Origin of the sequence: Chitiniphilus shinanonensis DSM 23277 (assembly GCF_000374805.1) — a bacterium.
GTDB lineage: Bacteria > Pseudomonadota > Gammaproteobacteria > Burkholderiales > Chitinibacteraceae > Chitiniphilus > Chitiniphilus shinanonensis.
Map to the genome: position 1 here is coordinate 106732 of NZ_KB895339.1, position 19057 is coordinate 125788.

A 19057-nucleotide genomic window follows, 5' to 3' on the forward strand; every position below is an offset into this window, starting at 1 on the left:
GATGTGTCTAGAATGGGAGGGTTTGTCCGCCTACCCGAGAACAGAATCATGCAGATCACCGTCGTGTCGCACCCGCTGGTCCAACACAAGCTCGCGCTGCTGCGCGAGGAGGACGTCAGCACCAACAAGTTCCGCCTGCTGACCGAGGAGCTGGCCCGCCTGCTGGCCTACGAGGCCACGCGCGATCTCAAGCTGGAGACCAGGACCATCCAGGGCTGGTGCGGCGAGGTGGAGGTGCAGAAGATCAAGGGCAAGAAGCTGACGGTGGTGCCGATCCTGCGCGCGGGCCTGGGCATGCTCAACGGCGTGCTCGATCTGGTGCCGTCGGCCAAGATCAGCGTGGTGGGCCTGGCGCGCAACGAAGAGACGCTGCAACCCGAGCCGTATTTCGAGAAGTTCGTCGGCAAGCTGGACGACCGGCTGGCGCTGATCATCGATCCGATGCTGGCCACCGGCGGCTCGATGGTCGCCACCATCGACATGCTCAAGCGCAAGGGCTGCCAGCAGATCAAGGCCATCGTCATGGTGGCGGCGCCCGAAGGCGTGAAGCTGGTGAACGAGCGGCACCCGGACGTGCAGATCTACGCCGCGTCGCTCGACAGCCACCTCAACGAGCAGGGCTACATCATCCCGGGGCTGGGCGACGCCGGCGACAAGATCTTCGGGACCAAGTGATCCCGCCGGTGCCGCAGGGGGCGGGGCCGGCAGCGATAAACAAAACCTAAACAAGGGGAGTCGAGATGTTCGCAACATTGAAAACGGCGATCTCGGGGGCGCAGATCCTGTTCGTCGCCTTCGGCGCGCTGGTGCTGGTGCCGCTGCTCACCGGCCTGAACCCGGCGATGGCGCTGCTGGGGGCGGGGGTGGGCACGCTGGTGTTCCAATTGCTGACCGGGCGGCAGGTGCCGATCTTCCTCGGTTCGTCGTTCGCCTTCATCGCGCCGATCATCGTCGCCATGCACACCTGGGGCCAGGCGGCGACCCAGTTCGGCCTGTTCTGTGCCGGCTTCATGTATTTCGTGATCGCCGGGCTGATCAAGTGGCGCGGCATGGGCTTCATCCACCGGCTGCTGCCGCCGGTGGTGATCGGCCCGGTGATCATCGTCATCGGCCTGTCGGTGGCGGTGGCCGCGTCGGGCATGGCGATGGGGCAGGGCGGCGGCCAGCAGCTGGTGCCGTACCAGACCTCGATGCTGCTGGCGGCGATCTCGTTGGCCACCACCATCGTGGTGGCGGTGTTCGCCGGCGGCATGCTGCGGCTGGTGCCGATCCTGTCCGGCGTGATCGTCGGCTACGTGGTGGCGGCATTGCTGGGCGTGGTCGATTTCTCCGGTATCGCCGCGGCGCCGTGGTTCGCCGCGCCGAACTGGGTCAAGCCCGAGGTGAGCTGGGCGGCGGCGCTGTTCCTGCTGCCGGTGGCGATCGCCCCGACCATCGAGCACATCGGCGCGGTGATGGCGGTGGGCAAGGTCACGGGGCAGGACTACACCGTCAAGCCCGGCCTGCATCGCACGCTGTCGGGCGACGGCATCGGCGTATGCTTCGCCGGCCTGATCGGCGGCCCGCCCATCACCACCTATTCCGAGGTGACCGGCGCGCTGATGATCACCCGCAACTTCAACCCGGTGATCATGAGCTGGGCGGCGGTGCTGGCGGTGATCCTGGCGTTCTTCGGCAAGTTCAACGCCATCCTGACGTCGATTCCGCTGCCGGTGATGGGCGGGATCATGGTGCTGCTGTTCGGCACCATCGCCAGCATCGGCCTGAAGACGCTGATCGACGCCAAGGTGGATCTGATGGCGCCGCGCAACCTGGTGATCGTCGCGGTGGTGCTCACCTGCGGCATCGGCGGCCTGACGCTCAAGCTGGGCGATTTCAGCCTGGCCGGCGTCGGCCTGGTGAGCGTGCTGGCCATCGTGCTGAACCTGATCCTGCCGGCCGACAAGCATCACGAAGGCATCGTCGAGGGCCAGGACATCTGATCCAGCCCGTGCCACCAAAAAGCCGCCCCGAGGGGCGGCTTTTTTTGTGGGTACCCGATCGGCGCGGTTCCGCGCCAGCGGTCCTGGCAAGCAGTGTGAACGCAGACAGTACGTTGGTACGGCAAGTGAACACTGCGCCGCCAGGAGGGCTTTGCTGGCGGCGCTCAGCGCCCCAGCATCGGCAGCAGCACCAGAATGCTGAGAATGGCCCAGCTGCCCACGCCGATCCACATCACCAGGTAGGTCATGTCGCGCACGTCCTCGCGCCGCTCGTGGCCGGCCATGGTCGGCACGCCGTGGTAGACCAGCGCGCAGGCGGCCAGCAGGCCGAGCACCGCGCACACCATGTTGAAAGTCAGGTTGGGGACGAACAGGGTCAGCGACGACAGCCACATCGGCACCGCCGACACGGCGGCCAGCAGGAAGCCGCCATCGTAGCCGTTGCCGGTGTGCCGCAGCGCCAGTTGCTGGATCACCCAGCCCATCAGTGCCACGGTGCCCAGTTCGGCGGCGAGGAAGATCGCCGCCAGCAGCACCCAGCCGGCCTCGGACAGCACCGGCGCGTAGTAGCTGCCGTACAGGGTGCCGGCGTAGAGGATCATGAAGGCGGGGATCATCGACAGCGGCAGCACCAGCTTGTAGAACACCGCCTTGCGATCCGGGTGCGCGGCGACGAGCTGGTCCCAGCCCTCGTGGTAGGACACGAACATCTGCGAATAGTCAGCCAGTTTCATCGGTCCACTCCTGGCCGGGCCGCCCATGGGGCGGGGCGCCGGCGTGCGGATTGCGCTCCCTGGTCGGCGGCCGGCGCGTGGCGGCCGTTTCTGTGTTGTTTAGACTGGTTTGCATTCTCGAATTCAGCCGGCATGACCAACGGCGCGGGAGGTTCCGCCGCGGGCTTTCCGCTACAATCGCATTCTTTCGACCTGTCACCGCGTTCCTCATGAGCAACGAAGCACCGGCCAGCAATTTCATCCGCCACATCATCGAATCCGACCTCGCCAGCGGCAAGCGCAGCGAGGTGGTCACCCGTTTCCCGCCGGAGCCCAACGGCTACCTGCACATCGGCCACGTCAAGGCGATCAACATCAACTTCGGCCTGGCGCAGGATTTCCAGGGCAACTGCAACCTGCGGATGGACGACACCAATCCCGAGAAGGAAGAGGACGAGTACGTCCAGGCGATCCAGGACGACGTGAAATGGCTGGGCTTCGCCTGGCAGGGCCAGACCCGCTTCGCGTCCGATTACTTCCAGCAGTTGTACGACTACGCCGAGGAGCTGATCCGCGCCGGCAAGGCGTTCGTCTGCGAACTGACGCCCGAGCAGATGCGCGAGTACCGCGGCGACTTCGTCAAGCCGGGCAAGGACAGCCCCTACCGCAACCGCAGCGTCGAGGAGAACCTCGACCTGTTCCGCCGGATGAAGGCGGGCGAGTTCCCCGACGGCAGCCGCACGCTGCGGCTGAAGATCGACATGGGTTCGCCCAACCTGAACCTGCGCGATCCGGTGATCTACCGCATCAAGCGCGCGCATCACCATCGCACCGGCGACGACTGGTGCATCTACCCGATGTACGACTACACCCACTGCATCTCGGATGCGCTGGAAGGCATCACCCACAGCCTGTGCTCGCTGGAATTCGAAGACCACCGCCCGCTGTACGACTGGGTGCTGGACAACATCACCATTCCCGCCCACCCGCAGCAGATCGAGTTCTCGCGGCTGGAGCTGCTGTACACCATCACCTCCAAGCGCAAGCTGATGCAGCTGGTGCGCGAAGGGCTGGTCGGCGGCTGGGACGATCCGCGCATGACCACCGTCTCGGGCATGCGTCGTCGCGGCTACTCGCCCGAAGGGCTGCGCCTGTTCGCCAACCGCGTCGGCGTGTCCAAGTCCGAGAACGTGGTGGATTTCAGCGTGCTGGAAGGCGCGGTGCGCGAGGCGTTGGAAGAAGCCAGCCCGCGCATCATGGCGGTGCTCGATCCGCTCAAGGTCACGCTGACCAACTACGAGGAAGGCCGCACCGGCTCGCGTAGCGCGCCGTTCCACCCGCACCACCCCGAGTTCGGCGAGCGCGAGGTGCCGATCGGCCCCACGCTGTGGATCGAGCGCGACGATTTCGCCGAAGTGCCGCCCAAGGGCTGGCAGCGCCTGACGCCGGGCGGCGAGGTTCGCCTGCGCTATTCCTACGTGATCAAGTGCGACGAAGTGGTCAAGGACGCCGACGGCAAGGTGATCGAGCTGAAGTGCAGCATCGACCCCGACACGCTGGGGCAGAACCCGGTGGGGCGCAAGGTCAAGGGCGTGATCCACTGGCTGAGCCAGGCGCACGCCGTGCCGGCCGAAGTGCGCCTGTACGACCGCCTGTTCACCGTGCCGCGCCCCGACGCGGTGCGCGGCGACGATGGCGAATACCTCGATTTCAAGCAGTTCCTCAATCCCGATTCGCTCACCACCGTGACTGCCTATGTCGAGTCGGTGGCGCGCGAACTGCCGGCCGAGGCGCGCTACCAGTTCGAGCGCCTGGGTTATTTCGTGACCGACCGCCACGACCATCGTCCGGGCGAGCGGCTGGTGTTCAACCGTACCGTCACGCTCAAGGATTCTTGGGCCAAGGAGCAGGCATGACGTTGTTGCAAGCTATGGTCGGCGGCATGCTCGCCGCGTCGTTGGCCGGCGTGGTGCTGGCGGCGGATGAAGCGGCCGTCGCCGAGGCGACCGCCATCCTGGCCCCGACGCCGGTGATCCATCGCGGCGAGCCGGGACAGACGCCGGTGGAGGTCGCCTACCGCTACCTGAAGGATCGCGTCGCCGACGAATACGGCGTGGCGGATTACCGCGAACTGCGCATCGCCCAGCAGTCCAAGGGCGAGGACTTCAAGCACGTCGGCCTCGAAGTGCAGATGAAGGGCCTGACGGACGACTCGGTCGCCACCCAGCGCTTCCAGTTCAAGCTGGCCTTCGACGATGCCGCCCACGCCTGGGTGATCGACCATGCCCGCCAGGATTGGCAATGCCGCCGCGGCGGCAAGGGCTGGACCCAGCGTCCCTGCAAGTAACGCCTCGCGGCGATGACGCCGGAGCCCCGCTCCGGCGTCATCGCGTGTGGAGCGGCTGACAAAACCCTTCTGGCGGCGGCGCGCTTACTTGCCGTACATCTTGTACTGTCTGCGTTTCGCGCGTCTTGCCAGAACCGCTACGCTGGGTTCTGTCAGCCGCTCTTGATACCCACCGTTTCATTCCGAAAAGCACCCCGGCGTAGACCGAGGGGCGCCAACCCAGCGAGAAGCGAAGATGGATCAGCAACCGTCCGCGCCGCGCATCCGCAAGCGCGACCTGTTCAAGAACCTCTGGCGCCTGGCCAAGCCGTTCTGGGTCAGCGAGGAAAAGTGGAAGGCCTGGGCGCTGCTGGCGCTGGTGATCGGCCTCAACCTCGGCATCGTCTACCTCAGCGTCCAGTTCAACGACTGGTACGGCAAGTTCTACCGCGCCATGCAGGGCTACGACGCCAAGGAGTTCTGGGCGCAGATGTGGCGGTTCTGCATCCTGGCGTTCTTCTGGATTCTGACCGGGGTATATGCGCAGTACCTGCGGCAGATGCTGGACGTGAAATGGCGCCGCTGGATGACCGAGCGCTTCAACCGGCGCTGGCTGGAGAACCAGGGCTACTACCGCATGCAACTGGTCGACCGGCAGACCGACAACCCCGACCAGCGGATCGCCGAAGACGTGCGCGACTTCGTCTCCACCACCCTGGGGCTGTCGCTGGGCCTGCTGCGCTCGGTGGTGAGCTTCGTCTCGTTCGTCGCCATCCTGTGGGCGCTGTCCGGCCCGCTGCGCTTCCATTTCGCCGGTAGCGACTGGGTCATCGAGGGCTACATGCTGTGGGTGGTGATCCTCTACGCGCTGGTCGGCACCGCCATCACCATCCTGATCGGCAAGCCACTGGTGGGGCTGAACTTCGTGCAGCAACAACGCGAGGCGGATTTCCGCTTCTCGCTGATGCGCATCCGCGAGAACGCCGAATCGATCGCGCTCTATCGCGGCGAAAGCCAGGAGGACCAGCGCCTGGGTCTGCGGCTGATGCGGGTGGTGACCAATTACTGGCAGATCATGCGCATGCAAAAGCGCCTGACCTGGTTCACCTCGTTCTGGGGCCAGCTCGCCATCATCTTCCCGTTCATCGTCGCCGCACCGCGCTACTTCGCCAAGGCCATCGACTTCGGCGTGGTGATGCAGATCAGCAACGCCTTCCGCGAGGTCTACGACGCGCTCGAATTCGTCATCGCCAGCTTCTACTCGCTGGCGGCCTGGAAGGCCATCATCGACCGTCTGGCCACCTTCGAGCAGGGCATGGCCGATATGGAAAAACTGCCGGTGCTGACCCCGGCCGACGCGCCCGTCAACGCCACGGTGCGCGGGCTGGCCGTGAGCAAGCCCGACGGCACCCCGCTGCTGACCGATCTCGCCTTGTCGCTGGTGCCCGGCGAGCGGTTGCTCGTGCGCGGCGCGTCCGGCGTCGGCAAGAGCACACTGCTGCGCGTGCTGGGCGGCATCTGGCCGTTCGCGCAGGGCGACACCGCCATCCCGCGCCACGGTGGCGTGTTGTTCCTGTCGCAGCGGCCCTATATGCCGTTGGGCACCTTGCGCGACGCCATGTCGTACCCGCACGAGCGCGCCGGCGATACCGAACTGCTGCGCGGGTTGCTGATCCAGGTGCGGCTGGGGCACCTCGTCGCCCGGCTGGACGATACCGACCATTGGGCGCACGTGCTCAGCCTGGGCGAACAGCAGCGCATCGCCATCGCCCGCGCGCTGCTGCATCGCCCGGCCTTCCTGGTGCTCGACGAAGCCACCTCGGCCATCGACGAGGACACCGAACAACTGCTGTACGGCGCGCTGCTGGCGGCGCTGCCGGACAGCATCATGATCAGCGTGGGCCACCGTTCCTCGCTGAAGGTCTTCCACAACCGCTTCCTCGACTGCGAGGGCGAAGGCCGCTGGGCGCTCGCCTGAGCGTCGGCGACCGGCGCCCGCCGCGGGCGGGCGCCACGCTTCCGGATATCCCCATGACCCAACTCAAGAACGATACCTTCCTGCGCGCCTTGCTGCGTCAGCCCACCGACTACACCCCCCTGTGGCTGATGCGCCAGGCCGGGCGCTACCTGCCCGAGTACTGCGCCACCCGCAAACGCGCCGGTTCCTTCCTGCAACTGTGCAAGTCGCCCGAAATGGCCACCGAGGTGACGCTGCAACCGCTGGAACGCTTCCCGCTGGACGCCGCCATCCTGTTCTCCGACATCCTGACCGTGCCGGACGCCATGGGGCTGGGGCTGTACTTCGCCGAAGGCGAGGGTCCCAAGTTCGAACGGCCATTGCAGGACGAAGCCGCCATCCGCGCGCTGGCGGTGCCCGATGTCGGCACCGAACTGGCCTACGTGACCGACGCGGTGCGCAGCATCCGCCACGCGCTGGACGGGCGCGTGCCGCTGATCGGCTTCTCGGGCAGCCCGTTCACCCTGGCCTGTTACATGATCGAAGGCGGTGGCTCCAGCGACTTCCGCCGCGTCAAGACGCTGATGTACGACCGCCCGGCGCTGCTGCACCATGTGCTCGACATCAACGCCCGCGCGGTCACCGACTACCTCAACGCCCAGATCGCCGCCGGCGCCCAGGCGGTGCAGATCTTCGACACCTGGGGCGGCGCGCTGGCCTACGGCAAGTACCAGGAGTTCTCGCTGGCCTATATGCAGCGCATCGTCGCCGGACTGACGCGCGAGGCCGAAGGCCGTCGCGTGCCGGTGATCGTGTTCACCAAGGGCGGCGGCCTGTGGCTGGAGGACATCGCCGCCATCGGCTGCGACGCCATCGGCCTGGACTGGACCATGAACCTGGCGCAGGCGCGCCAGCGCGTCGGCGACCGGGTGGCACTGCAAGGCAACTTCGACCCGAACGCACTGTTCGCCAACCCGCAGGCGATCGACGCCGAAGTGGCGCGCCTGCTGGCCGACTACGGCCATGGCGGCGGCCACGTGTTCAACCTGGGCCACGGCATCAACCAGTACACCCCGCCCGAGCACGTGACGGCGCTGGTCGAGGCCGTGCATCGCCATTCGCGTCCGTATCACGCCTGAGGGCGGCCAAGAGCCAGCGAAAACAACGGTTTACCACCCCTTGTTAGCGTGGCGCTCGCGGTTCCGACAGTAAGTTATGCACAACGGGCCCAAGGCTTTGTGGCGGTTGTCAAGCTGTCAGGCAAAAAACCACGCCATGAATTGGGTGTTTTGTTAACCAATTGAATTAAAACAATATTTTTATTTGGTTTAAAAAATAGGCAATCTAGCCCCCTGCCCGAGAAACCAAGGGTTGGGGGCGGATATCGCCAGATTGCTCACAAAGTTATCCACAAGAGCTGTGGGTAGTTGTCATCCTGACGGAACCATCGCGCCGCATGCGATTCCTACGCCGTTTTTCCGTTGAGACTTACATCGCGTCCGGGCCGATCGGAGGCACGCGGTGAGCGAACGCTTCGCCACCGTCGCCCTCGACGTCCCCCTGCCGCGCGTCTTCGATTACCGCCTGCCCGGCATGCAACAGGTGGCGGTGGGGCAGCGGGTGATCGTCCCGTTCGGGCGCCAGGTGCTGTCCGGCGTGGTGCTGGCGTTGGGCGAGACCGCACCCGACGTCGCCACGGTGCGCGACGTGCTCGACGTGCCCGCCGACATGCCGGCCTTGCCCGACGACGTGCTCGACCTGTGCCGTTTCTGCGCCGACTACTACGCCTATCCGCTGGGCGCCGTGCTGGCCGCCGCGCTGCCCGGCGCGTTCCGCCAGCCCAAACCCTGGCCGGGCCACGAGGACGCCGGCGCCTATGTCGCGCCCGATCCGGCGGCATTGCTGGCCACGCTGTCGCCGCGCGCCGCCAGGCAGCGCGCGCTGGCCGAGCTGCTGGCGCAGCCGCGCCGGGTGGAGACGATCCGCGCGGTGGCCGGCGACGCCATGCGCTGGCTGCGCGACTGGATCGCCGCCGGATGGGTGGTGCGCACCGCGGCGCCGACGCTGGACGCCGAGGTGGCGCCGGCCGCGTCGCCCGCGCTGAACGCCGGGCAACAGGCGGCGGTGGATGCGGTGGCGGCGCCGCAAGGTTTTCAGCCGTGGCTGCTGTACGGCATCACCGGCAGCGGCAAGACCGAGGTCTACCTGCGCGCCATCGAAGCGGTGCGGCGGCGCGGCCGGCAGGCGCTGGTGCTGGTGCCCGAAATCAACCTGACGCCGCAGCTGGAATCACGTTTCCGCGCGCGCTTCCCGCAGGAGCACATCGTCAGCCTGCACAGCGGGCTGGCCGACGGCGAGCGCGTGCGCCACTGGCTGGACGCCGCCGAAGGCCGTGCCGGCATCGTGCTCGGCACCCGGCTGGCGGTGTTCGCCCCGCTGCCGCGGCTGGGGCTGGTGGTGGTCGACGAGGAGCACGACGCCTCGTACCGCCAGGCCGAGGGATTCCGCTACTCGGCGCGCGACGCCGCGATCTATCGGGCGCGGCTGCGCGACGTGCCGGTGTTGTTGGGATCGGCCACGCCGTCGCTGGAAAGCTGGAAGAACGCGCGCGACGGCCGCTATCGCCTGTTGCGGCTGACCGAACGCGCCGTCAGCGGCGCCCGGCCGCCCGCCGTCGAACTGGTGCCGACCCAGCGCCAGCGCTTGACCGACGGCTTCTCCGACACCGTGCTGGGCGCGCTGCGCGACACGCTGGCGTCGGGTGGGCAGGCGCTGGTGTTCGTCAACCGGCGCGGCTACGCGCCGGTGCTGTCGTGCCAGGAATGCGGCTGGATGTCGTCGTGCCGCCACTGCTCGGCCCGGCTGGTGCTGCACCTGACCGAGCGCCGCCTGCGCTGCCACCACTGCGGGCACGAAGAGCGCGTGCCGCCCGCCTGCCCGGATTGCGGCAACCACGACCTGAAGCCGGTCGGGCACGGCACGCAGCGGGTGGAGGCGGTGCTGGAGACGCTGTTCCCCGACGCCAACCTGCTGCGCATCGACCGCGACAGCACCCGCCGCAAGGGCGCGCTGGGCGAGATGCTGCGCCGGGTGCACGCCGGCGAGGCCGATCTGCTGGTTGGCACGCAGATGCTGGCCAAGGGTCACGACTTTCCCGGCCTGGCGCTGGTGGTGGTGCTCAACGCCGACGGCGGCCTGTTCAGCGCCGACTTCCGCGCCGAGGAACGGTTGTTCGCCCAGCTGCTCCAGGTGGCCGGCCGCGCCGGCCGCGCCGACCGCGCGGGGCGGGTGCTGGTGCAGACGCATTACCCCGACCACCCGTTCTACGCGGCGCTGCTGGCCGGCGACTACGCCGCCTTCGCCGATGGCCAGTTGCAGGAACGCCGCGCGCTGGCCTTGCCGCCCTATGCCGCCTGGGCAGTGCTGCGCGCCGAGGCCAGGCAATTGCAGCTCGCGCTGGCCTTCCTGCGCGAAACCAAGGCGCTGCTGGCGGGCAGCGCTGTCCACGTCGCCGACCCAGTGCCCGCCGCGCTGGCGCGCAAGGCGGGCTGGGAGCGCGCCCACGTGGTGCTCAGCGCCAGCGGCCGCGCACCGTTGCAGGCGGCGCTGCGCTTCCTGGCGCAGCATCTGGCCGAGGCGCCGCCGCGCGGCGTGCGCTGGGCGCTGGACGTCGATCCGCAGGAATTCTGAGCGTTCGGCCAGTCTGGCCGCTCGGCATGCCGGGCACTGCGTCTTGGTCGGAGAGACGCGGCTGCGCCCCGCGTGCCAGGCGGGCGTTGCGGCGTTGCGCGGGCGCGACCACGCCGGGCGTCGAGGGTTCACGTGCATCTGCTTGCTTGGATAAACGCGCCGCCGATCGTATATCTGATCGCCAGGACCACTCATTACGGATCGCCATGACCGCACCGCTCCATCGTCTGATCGTCAACGGCAAGGCCGCGCTCGCGCCCGAATTGCGCGACGCGGTGGCCCTGGCCCGCCAGGCCGGGCACGCGCTGGAAGTGCGCGTCACCTGGGAGGGCGGCGACGCGGCGCGCTATGTGGCCGAGGCACTGGCCGACGGCGCGGCCAACCTGATCGCGGGCGGGGGCGACGGCACCTTGAACGAAGTCGCCACGGCCCTGCTGGCGCACGAGGCCGCCGCCCGTCCGCCGCTGGGGTTGCTGCCGCTGGGCACGGCCAATGACTTCGCACGCGGCGCCGCGTTGCCGCTGGCCTTGCCCGAAGCGCTACGGCTGGCGCTGCTGGGCGAGCCGCGCGCCATCGACGCCGCGCGGGTCGGCGACCGCGCCTTCGTCAACATGGCGACCGGCGGCTTCGGCACCCAGGTGACGCTGGATACGCCGGAACAGCAGAAATCGGCGCTGGGGCCGTTTGCCTATCTGTTGACCGGGCTGAAGCGCCTCAATGCCATCGAAGCCGAGCAGGTGCGCATCGAAGGGCCGGATTTCCAGTGGGAGGGCGACTTCCTGGCGCTGGCGATCGGCAACGGGGTGCAGGCCGGCGGCGGACACCGGCTGTGCCCGCAGGCCCGGCTCGACGACGGGCTGCTCGACCTGCGCATCCTGGCCGGCGGCGAGCTATTGCCGGCCTTGCTGGAAGGATTGCTGGTGGGGGACGAGGCCGAGCGGGTGGTCGGTGCGCAGTTGCCGTGGCTGACGCTGGAAGCGCCGCGCGAGATCCGGCTCAACCTGGACGGCGAGCCACTGGCGGGCACGCGCTTCCGCATCGAGGTGGTGCCGGGCGCGCTGCGGCTGCGTCTGCCGCCCGACAGCCCGTTGCTGGGCCAGCCATGAAAAAGCCCGGCCGAGGCCGGGCTGGATGCGGCGTGGCGAACGCTGCCGCGAAAAGATCTTGAACAGGCGCCTGGAGCGGCTAACAAAACCCAGCGAAGCGGTCCTGGCAAGGAGCGTGAAACGCAGACAGTACACGGCGTACGGCAAGTGAGGCTCGGCGCCCCCGCGCGACGCCGCCAGGAGGGTTTTGTTAGCCGCTCTTAGATGGCTTCTTCGTTGGTCTCGCCGGTACGGATGCGCACCACGTGCTCCACCGGGGTGACGAAGATCTTGCCGTCGCCGATCTTGCCGGTGCGCGCCGCCTGCACGATGGCCTCGATCGCGGCTTCCACCTGATCGTCGGCCAGGATCACTTCGACCTTGGTCTTGGGCAGGAAGTCGACCACGTACTCCGCACCGCGATACAGCTCGGTGTGGCCCTTCTGGCGGCCGAAACCCTTGACCTCGAGCACGGTCAGGCCGGAGATGCCCAGGTCGGACAGCGCCTCGCGCACTTCGTCGAGCTTGAACGGTTTGATGATGGCTTCGATCTTCTTCATGGTGGAATCCTCGTCAACGAATGCTTGCGGCGCCCTCGCGAGATCGCGCGACCGGCTGCCGCAATGATCGGTTTATCCGCCCCGGGCGGGCTTGGCAATCGGCATTTTCGAATACGCTCAGCGGCCCAGCGTCAGCGTGCGGCTGTTGCCGCTGCCGCCCATCAGGTTCAGCAACGGCGCGAACTGGCCTTCCTGGCCCGACGCCGGGGTGAAGGTGAGGGCACCGCTGGGGCCCTTGCCGTCCACCTTGCCTTGGCCGTTGATCGCCAGCACGCCGCCGGTGGGGGCGATCTGCCAGGTGAGCGCCTGCCCGTCGCGCCCCAGGGTGATGCGGTAGTCGCCGAATGGATTGACCCGCGGCGTGAGCATCGAATTGGCGCGCAGCCATTGCACCACCGCGCCGTTCCAGGCGTCGCGCGACACCTTGGGCGCGCTGATGTCCAGGTCGCCGCCGAGCTGCACGCCGGCCAGGCGCTTGTCGAGCGAGAACAACGGCGCGGCGGGCAGTTGCAGGCGTACCGCCTCGGCGCGCAGGCCGCCCAGCCCGGCCGCCACGCGGGCCGTGCCCTGCTGCTCGCGGTAACGGGTATTCACCTGCCACGCCAGATCGCCGCGCAGCAAGGCGGCGGGCTGCCAATCCCAGCGCACGTCCTGCAACAGCTGCATGCCATTGACGCCCAACTGGCCGATGCGGCCGTGCCACAGCGTGCCTTCCACCAGACCGGCCTGCCACGGCTTGGGCAGTTGTCCGGCGAACAGCGTCGCCGGCAGGCGCACCACGGCGAAACAGAGCAGCAGCGCGAAGAACAGCCAGCCGATGCGGGAGACGCGCCGCTTCATCGTTGTACTTCCAGGTTGAGCGACACCCGGCCCGGCGCGCCGGTGGCCTTGGCATCCAGCTTGACGATGCGGGCGCCGGCATCGCGCCGCACCGCGCTGAGCAATTCGAGTACCTGCGGGAACGGCAGGTCGGGCGCGTCGACCGCCACGCGCTGGCCGGGCAGGGCGCGCAGATCGGCCTTGATGCCGACCGCGCCGGTCACTGCCTGCACCGCACTGCGCAGATCGCCCTCGGCGGCTGCGCCCGCGGCGGGGGCACCCTTGAGCAGGGCGATCTGGCGCTGCATTTCGGCCAGATCGGCCTCCAGGCGCGGCAACTGTTTCTGCAGGCGCGCGCGACCGTCCACCGCCGGCTGCCACAGCAGCGCGTAGAACAGGGCCACCGCGATCACCGTGCCGCAGGCAGCGAGGAACAGGCGTTCACGGGGATTGCGTTGCAACCAGAACTGGCGGAGACGTTGGACGAACGGATTCATGCCTTATTCCTGATGGCGCAGCAGGTTGCGGCTTTCGCCGGCCAGCTCGAAGGCGAGGCCGGCGTCGGCCAGCTGCTTTTGCAGCGCGCTGGCATCGCCCACCGTCTCGATCTCCAGCTTGCCGTCGGCCAGCGAGATCCGCGTCAGGCGCAATTGCGCGCCGCCGAGCGCGTCCAGCTTCTGCAACACCGCCAGCAGATCGCCGGCAGTCGCTGCCGCGGCGCCGTCGGCCACCCCGGCTTCGCGCAACCGGCTGGCCAGTTGCAGCGACGGATCGACCACCGGCACGCCGGGGAAGGCCGCGGCGAAGGTCTGGCGCATCTCGCGCTTCAGCGCTTTTTCGCGCTGCGCCAGCCGCGCCCAGTCGGCCAGGTTGACCGCCGTACACAGCACCAGCAGCAACAGCGCCAGCACGGCGGCGCGGCGCCAGGGGCGCCACTCGAACCGCCACGTCGGACCGGGGGAGAGTTCGCCTTGCAACAGATTGGCCGCGTTGCCGGCCGGCCCGCCGCACGCTTCGCGCAACGCGAGCACGCTGACCGGAGATTCGCCGACGATGGCATCGGCAGTGGCGCCGTCGTCCAGCAACGCGGTATCCCCGGCGGGGTTCACCAGCAGCACCGCGCCGTCGGGCAACGCCAGCCGCAGCCAGGATTCGGGATCGGGTGCCAGCAGGCCGGCGAGCGGGTAGGCGGCTTCCGCCTGGCGGCCCGAGGCACTCAGCGTCGCCAGCCAGCGTTGCAGCCAGGAGCGCTCGACCGCGAACACGCGCCAGCGATCGTCGCCCAGTGGCAACAGCGCGAAATGCAGTGCCTCGGGCGGCGCGAGCAGCTTGTCTTCCAGCGCGAGCGGCAACAGCGGCCGCAGCTTGGCCAGCGGCTGGCGCGGCAGGGTCAGCACATGCGCGCTGACGTGGGTGGGAGAGATCAGCAGTTCCAGCCGCGACGCGGCGGGCAGATGGCCGATGGTGTCAGCGCCGCTTTGCGCGACGTAACCGGCGTCATCCACCAGGAACCAGGCAAGCGGCCGATCGCCGTCGGGATTGCCGTCGAGCAGCAGACGAAGGCTGAGGGGCGGGTGGGATACGCTCACGTCGGTTTGCAGCAGGCTTGCCTGAAAGATGGCGGAGTATGACATAAACCCCAGGGCCGACGAAGCACGGCACATTGTTCGGCTCCGTTTGAGATTCGGCCCTGCTTTCCCTATAATCGCGCACTTCCCAGCCGGCCTTGCCGACTGGTGTCCCCCGGGCGAGGGTGGCGGAATTGGTAGACGCAGCAGGTTTAGGTCCTGCCGCCGTTAGGTGTGGGGGTTCGAGTCCCCCCTCTCGCACCATCTAGACTTTATTCGGCTTTATTCAAATCGATTGGGTTGTTGCCGCTTCATCGCGCTGGGCAGGAACGCTGCGCGGCGAAGCGCCTGGGCCTTCCACCGCATTTCTGCGCTCGCTTCTTGTCGAGGTTTTGGCAAATATCCTGCAAATCGGCTGCTTGATCCGAAGGGCGGAGTGCTGTGCGGTGGCCGCTATTGGCGAGCAATACACATTGCATTGCCAAACCGTAACGTGATGTTGCCTTCAGGAATTCGAATTGGTGTCGATAATGCACCTCCAGCGGGTACGTTGCATGCCCGCTGTCCGTTGGTTCGCGGATGCTGCCGCGACCTGATTCGAAGTACCGACAACAACAATGAAGGAAATCACTATGACTGCAACAGGCCGCCACGAACGGTCGTCAATTGAACAACCTTTGGATGCGCGATTCCAGCCGGAGCTGGTCGCTCACCTCAATACCTGTTACGACGTCGCCAGCCGGGCATACGACTATGCCCATATGGTGGGGACGATGGTGAGCATCATGCAGACGCTGCAACGCGGCAGTGATCCGCTATGGCAGCATGCGCTGGACGTGACCGGATTCATCGCCGAAATGGCGGAGCATGCCGCCGCTTCGGACGTCGATGAAGCGCGTATTTCGCTCAACAACATCGAAGCGCAGCGGCGTGCGCAGCTGATGTAACCTCCAGCCTCGCGATTGCGGGGCTTTGTTTTGTCCATCGGACGTTTACTTCTTTCACGGTGATGGCGCTCATATCGGCGGCAATGCCGAGGCGAACGGCCATGGCGAGCCATTTCGGGCGGGATGATTGGCCGCGGGTCGTTCCGCCATTCAGGGTTGCACGGGTCATTGTGTGCAATAGGCAGGTGGCGATACGAATGGATTGCGCCCCGTTCAGCGGGGCGTTTTTTATTTCCAGCGTAATGCCGATCCCCTGGGATGGCATCAGCGCTTCGAACCGATCATTACCGCGGCATCCGGAAACTAGTCTTCCAGCAATGGCTCCTGCTCATAGTCCACCGTGGCCAGAAAACGCGCCGGGCGCCGGGCTGTGGCGGCCTGCCGCGCCGCGGCCCGCACGGCCTCGTGGATTTCGGGAATCCGATATTCCAGCGTGGGCGAATAGACGTAGAAATCGCTCCAACCCTGGTCATCCACCGAGACCGATGCATGCAGGAGAACGGGGCCGTCTTCCTGGTCCTCGTCGATGTCGAGCCTGGCGCGAAATTCCTTGAACAACTGGCGGGCGTGGGGCCGGGTGGTCTCGACCACGATCAGCCCGTAATGGCGCAGCTCGCCGGCGGCGAGGTCGATGTCGGACATGCCGAAGTAGACCGGCACTCGCATGGTGAATGGATCCTTGCGACACGGGGAAACGTCACTATGAACCGGCATGGTGCCCGGCTGAACGGTCGGCGATCAGTTGATCCCCATCTGATCCGCTGCGCTGTCGCCTGTTCGCTGGCCCCGGGGCGTTGGTACAGGCTGATGGTGCCGGGTATGGCGGCGCCTGGATTTACCCGTGGGTAAGCCATGATGGGTCACTGCGTGGGAAGGGGGCGGGGTGCCCCAACCGAATTCTCATCCGCGCACCGGGTGAACCAATGCAGTGCTTGGCTCGTCCGAGCCCGGGGGCACAGTCTGCTTTGTATGTAACATGCTTGAATCTGTCATCCGCAAGGAGCTTGGCGGGTGGTCCGTGCCCCGCTGGTGTGGTAATGGTTGACAGCTCGGGCGCAAGCCCGTGAAAGGCGATGGCCGGCGGAGGCACCCGCCGGCCATCGATTGGCATTCCAAGAACAATACTCAGAGGAAACACCAATATGGATGTTATGGACCCCCTTGCCGGCAAGCAAGAACGGTCGTCAGACGCCTCGCGTCACCACGCCGCGCTGCAGGCCCTGGCCGGCAGCCGTCTGGACGTGGCCAACCTCGCGCACGATTACCTGTCGATGATCGGCACCATGGTCACCATCATGCAGCAGTTGCATCGTGGCAACGATCCGTTGTTGCAGCATGCGCTGGACGTCACCGGCTTCATCGCTGAGCAGGCGGAGCACTGTCTGGCGCACGAGACCGACATGGCGCAGGGGCGGCTGGAAGAATTGATCGGTGTCGAATGACCCACGTGGTAATCGCTATATGCCCCGCCATGGCGGGGCTTTTTCATATGCGATGTGCACCGGTGGCCGGTGATGATCTGGCGGCGTCCCGCAGGCAGTGGGCATTCAATTACGCCGGTACGCCGGCAGCACGGTAGCCGCGCCGGTCATGATGCCGGCTTGACCGCATCGAGCCACGCGGCAGGCGGCGTGCCGAGCTGTCTTCCCGCCACGGCGACCGGCTTTTCGTTGCCGCCATGCACTTGGAGGCGGGCCACCGGATCATCGTGCAGCGTCAAGGCCGCGAGGATGGCGATCAACAGCGCGGCGCTCAGCAGTAGCGAAGGAAAGCGGGTATGCATCGGTGTCTCCTGGTTACGCTGCCCATTACACCGCGGCCCGGCCCGGCGGGTGAGTGGCGGGGTGCCGAAACGGTTGTAGGAAAACGGCGCGGGCCCTGGCGGGACGGCGCTTGCCCGTCATTGGCGAACCGTGGCGGGTTGCGTTATCCTCTCAGGCTTGCCGTGGAGAAAGCGCCGCACGAGCAAGCCTAGGCGGCCCGGCCGCCGTTCTCCCGCACCGGCCAAATCGAGCCGGTTTTTTATCGTCAAATCAACGCACTGCGTACGCGTGCCCGCAGCCGCCCGCGGTTGAAGAATTCGCATCAAGGACCTCAATCATGCAAGCACAACTGGAAACCCTGAGCGGCCTGGAACGACGCCTCAGCTTCACGATCCCCCGCGCCGAGATTTCCAAGCGCGTCGACGCCCGTCTGAAGGACGTGGCCAAGAAGGCGAAGATCGCCGGCTTCCGTCCGGGCAAGGCGCCCCTGAACATCGTGGCCCAGCAACATGGCTTCCGCGTGCAGGAAGAAGTGCTGGGCGAGACCGTCGAGCGCTCGTTCGGCGAGGCCGTGCAGGAACAGCAACTGCAAGTGGCGGGCTATCCCCAGTTCGCGCCGGCCGAAGGTTCTTCCGAAGACGGTGACTTCCAATTCGTCGCCACCTTCGAGGTCTATCCGGAAGTGAAGCTGGGTGATCTGAGCGGCAAGGAAATCGAAAAGCCGACCCTGACCGTCGGCGACGCCGAAGTGGACCAGACCATCGAGATCCTGCGCCGCCAACGCACCCGCTTCGAGCGCGTCGAGCGCGCCGCGCAGGACGAGGATCGCGTGATCATCGACTTCAAGGGCACCATCGACGGTGAAGTGTTCCAGGGTGGTTCGGCCGAGAACTATGCGTTCCTGCTGGGCAAGGGCCAGATGCTGGCCGACTTCGAGAACGGCATCCGCGGCATGAAGGAAGGCGAAACCAAGAACGTCGAGGTCAAGTTCCCCGAGGACTACCAAGGCAAGGAAGTGGCCGGCAAGGCCGCGGTGTTCGAAATCACCGTGAAGAACGTGGCCGCGCCGCAACTGCCGGCGGTGGATGCCGACTTCGCCAAGGCCCTGGGCATCGCCGACGGCGACGTGACCAAGATGCGCGCCGAGGTGCAGAAGAACCTGGAGCGCGAAGTGCGCCTGCGCCTGAAGGCCCGCGTCAAGGAAAGCGTGATGAGCGCGCTGATCGACTCCGCGCCGCTGGATCTGCCGCGCGCGCTGGTCGGCATGGAAATCGGCCGTCTCGCCGAACAAGCCCAGGCGGACTTGAAAGCCCGCGGTATCGATCCCAAATTGGTACCGTTCTCGCCGGCAATGTTCGAAGAGCAGGCCAAGCGCCGTGTTCACCTCGGCCTGGTGCTCGCCGACGTGGTGAAGGCCAACAAGCTGGAGGCCAAGCCGGAGCAGGTCAAGGCCATCATCGAAGACCTCGCCGAGAACTATGAGGATCCGGCCGATGTGATCGCCTGGTACTACGAGCAGCGCGAGCGCCTCGCAGGCCCGGAATCCATGGCGCTGGAAGACAATGTGGTCGACTTCGTGCTGGGCCAGGCCAAGTCCGTCGAGAAGGTCGTTGCCTTCGACGAACTGATGGGCCAGCAAGGCTGATC

Annotated in this window: 18 protein-coding genes and 1 tRNA gene; 12 read left to right on the top strand and 7 right to left on the bottom strand. The window is 66.9% G+C overall.

Annotated elements, in window-relative coordinates; translation table 11 throughout:
- The first annotated feature begins 48 nt into the window (after positions 1 to 48).
- Positions 49 to 675: a uracil phosphoribosyltransferase gene (gene upp / locus C556_RS0107655; RefSeq protein WP_018747654.1), complete on the top strand. Its 627-nt coding sequence runs from the start codon at positions 49 to 51 to the stop codon at positions 673 to 675.
- A gap of 65 nt (positions 676 to 740) precedes the next feature.
- Entirely contained in the window at positions 741 to 1982 is a 1242-nt protein-coding gene (locus C556_RS0107660; RefSeq protein WP_018747655.1) for a uracil-xanthine permease family protein, read from the top strand.
- A 164-nt stretch (positions 1983 to 2146) separates the two neighbouring features.
- Here the strand turns inward: C556_RS0107660 and C556_RS0107665 are convergent, their stop codons facing one another.
- The gene (locus tag C556_RS0107665) at positions 2147 to 2716 is read right to left on the bottom strand and encodes a DUF1282 family protein (protein ID WP_018747656.1); all 570 of its coding nucleotides are present in this window, start codon (positions 2714 to 2716) and stop codon (positions 2147 to 2149) included.
- Positions 2717 to 2925: 209 nt separating this feature from the next.
- On the opposite strand from C556_RS0107665, the gene C556_RS0107670 reads away from it, so the two are divergent.
- The 6 genes from C556_RS0107670 to yegS all read left to right on the top strand — a co-directional run bounded on the left by C556_RS0107670 (position 2926) and on the right by yegS (position 11774).
- Complete coding sequence (locus C556_RS0107670) at positions 2926 to 4611, top strand: glutamine--tRNA ligase/YqeY domain fusion protein (RefSeq protein WP_018747657.1); 1686 nt, start codon at positions 2926 to 2928, stop codon at positions 4609 to 4611.
- Entirely contained in the window at positions 4608 to 5042 is a 435-nt protein-coding gene (locus tag C556_RS0107675) for a hypothetical protein (RefSeq protein WP_157236013.1), read from the top strand. The genes C556_RS0107670 and C556_RS0107675 overlap by 4 nt, the downstream gene beginning before the upstream one ends.
- Positions 5043 to 5277: 235 nt before the next feature.
- Positions 5278 to 6999 (top strand): ABC transporter ATP-binding protein/permease, encoded by a 1722-nt coding sequence (locus C556_RS0107680; protein ID WP_018747659.1) that lies wholly within the window; start codon positions 5278 to 5280, stop codon positions 6997 to 6999.
- Positions 7000 to 7052: 53 nt separating this feature from the next.
- Entirely contained in the window at positions 7053 to 8117 is a 1065-nt protein-coding gene (gene hemE, locus C556_RS0107685; protein ID WP_018747660.1) for a uroporphyrinogen decarboxylase, read from the top strand.
- 382 nt (positions 8118 to 8499) lie between these two features.
- Positions 8500 to 10668, top strand: coding sequence for a primosomal protein N' (locus C556_RS0107690; protein ID WP_018747661.1), 2169 nt, complete (start codon positions 8500 to 8502; stop codon positions 10666 to 10668).
- A 206-nt stretch (positions 10669 to 10874) separates the two neighbouring features.
- Positions 10875 to 11774 carry a lipid kinase YegS gene (yegS, locus tag C556_RS0107695; RefSeq protein ID WP_018747662.1) on the top strand — a complete coding sequence of 300 codons (900 nt, stop codon included), beginning with the start codon at positions 10875 to 10877 and terminating at the stop codon, positions 11772 to 11774.
- Between the two features lie 200 nt (positions 11775 to 11974).
- Here the strand turns inward: yegS and C556_RS0107700 are convergent, their stop codons facing one another.
- The 4 genes from C556_RS0107700 to gspL all read right to left on the bottom strand — a co-directional run bounded on the left by C556_RS0107700 (position 11975) and on the right by gspL (position 14721).
- Positions 11975 to 12313 carry a P-II family nitrogen regulator gene (locus C556_RS0107700; RefSeq protein WP_018747663.1) on the bottom strand — a complete coding sequence of 113 codons (339 nt, stop codon included), beginning with the start codon at positions 12311 to 12313 and terminating at the stop codon, positions 11975 to 11977.
- Positions 12314 to 12430: 117 nt separating this feature from the next.
- Positions 12431 to 13153: a type II secretion system protein N gene (gene gspN, locus C556_RS0107705; protein ID WP_018747664.1), complete on the bottom strand. Its 723-nt coding sequence runs from the start codon at positions 13151 to 13153 to the stop codon at positions 12431 to 12433.
- Positions 13150 to 13629: a type II secretion system protein M gene (locus C556_RS19750; protein ID WP_018747665.1), complete on the bottom strand. Its 480-nt coding sequence runs from the start codon at positions 13627 to 13629 to the stop codon at positions 13150 to 13152. The genes gspN and C556_RS19750 overlap by 4 nt, the downstream gene beginning before the upstream one ends.
- 3 nt (positions 13630 to 13632) lie before the next feature.
- The gene (gene gspL, locus C556_RS0107715; RefSeq protein ID WP_169338605.1) at positions 13633 to 14721 is read right to left on the bottom strand and encodes a type II secretion system protein GspL; all 1089 of its coding nucleotides are present in this window, start codon (positions 14719 to 14721) and stop codon (positions 13633 to 13635) included.
- Between the two features lie 158 nt (positions 14722 to 14879).
- On the opposite strand from gspL, the gene C556_RS0107720 reads away from it, so the two are divergent.
- Both C556_RS0107720 and C556_RS0107725 read left to right on the top strand, forming a co-directional pair.
- Positions 14880 to 14964: transfer RNA gene (locus tag C556_RS0107720), tRNA-Leu, on the top strand.
- Positions 14965 to 15317: 353 nt separating this feature from the next.
- Entirely contained in the window at positions 15318 to 15647 is a 330-nt protein-coding gene (locus tag C556_RS0107725) for a hypothetical protein (protein WP_157236015.1), read from the top strand.
- Between the two features lie 303 nt (positions 15648 to 15950).
- Here C556_RS0107725 and C556_RS0107730 read toward each other — a convergent pair whose 3' ends face one another.
- A complete protein-coding gene (locus tag C556_RS0107730; RefSeq protein ID WP_018747668.1) occupies positions 15951 to 16313 on the bottom strand; it encodes a hypothetical protein in 363 nt (120 codons plus the stop codon).
- A 476-nt stretch (positions 16314 to 16789) separates the two neighbouring features.
- Here C556_RS0107730 and C556_RS0107735 point away from each other — a divergent pair, with 476 nt between their 5' ends.
- Complete coding sequence (locus tag C556_RS0107735) at positions 16790 to 17089, top strand: hypothetical protein (RefSeq protein WP_157236017.1); 300 nt, start codon at positions 16790 to 16792, stop codon at positions 17087 to 17089.
- Between the two features lie 146 nt (positions 17090 to 17235).
- Here C556_RS0107735 and C556_RS0107740 read toward each other — a convergent pair whose 3' ends face one another.
- Positions 17236 to 17430: a hypothetical protein gene (locus tag C556_RS0107740; protein WP_018747670.1), complete on the bottom strand. Its 195-nt coding sequence runs from the start codon at positions 17428 to 17430 to the stop codon at positions 17236 to 17238.
- A 317-nt stretch (positions 17431 to 17747) separates the two neighbouring features.
- Here C556_RS0107740 and tig point away from each other — a divergent pair, with 317 nt between their 5' ends.
- Positions 17748 to 19055: a trigger factor gene (gene tig / locus C556_RS0107745; RefSeq protein ID WP_018747671.1), complete on the top strand. Its 1308-nt coding sequence runs from the start codon at positions 17748 to 17750 to the stop codon at positions 19053 to 19055.
- Positions 19056 to 19057 lie beyond the last annotated feature (2 nt).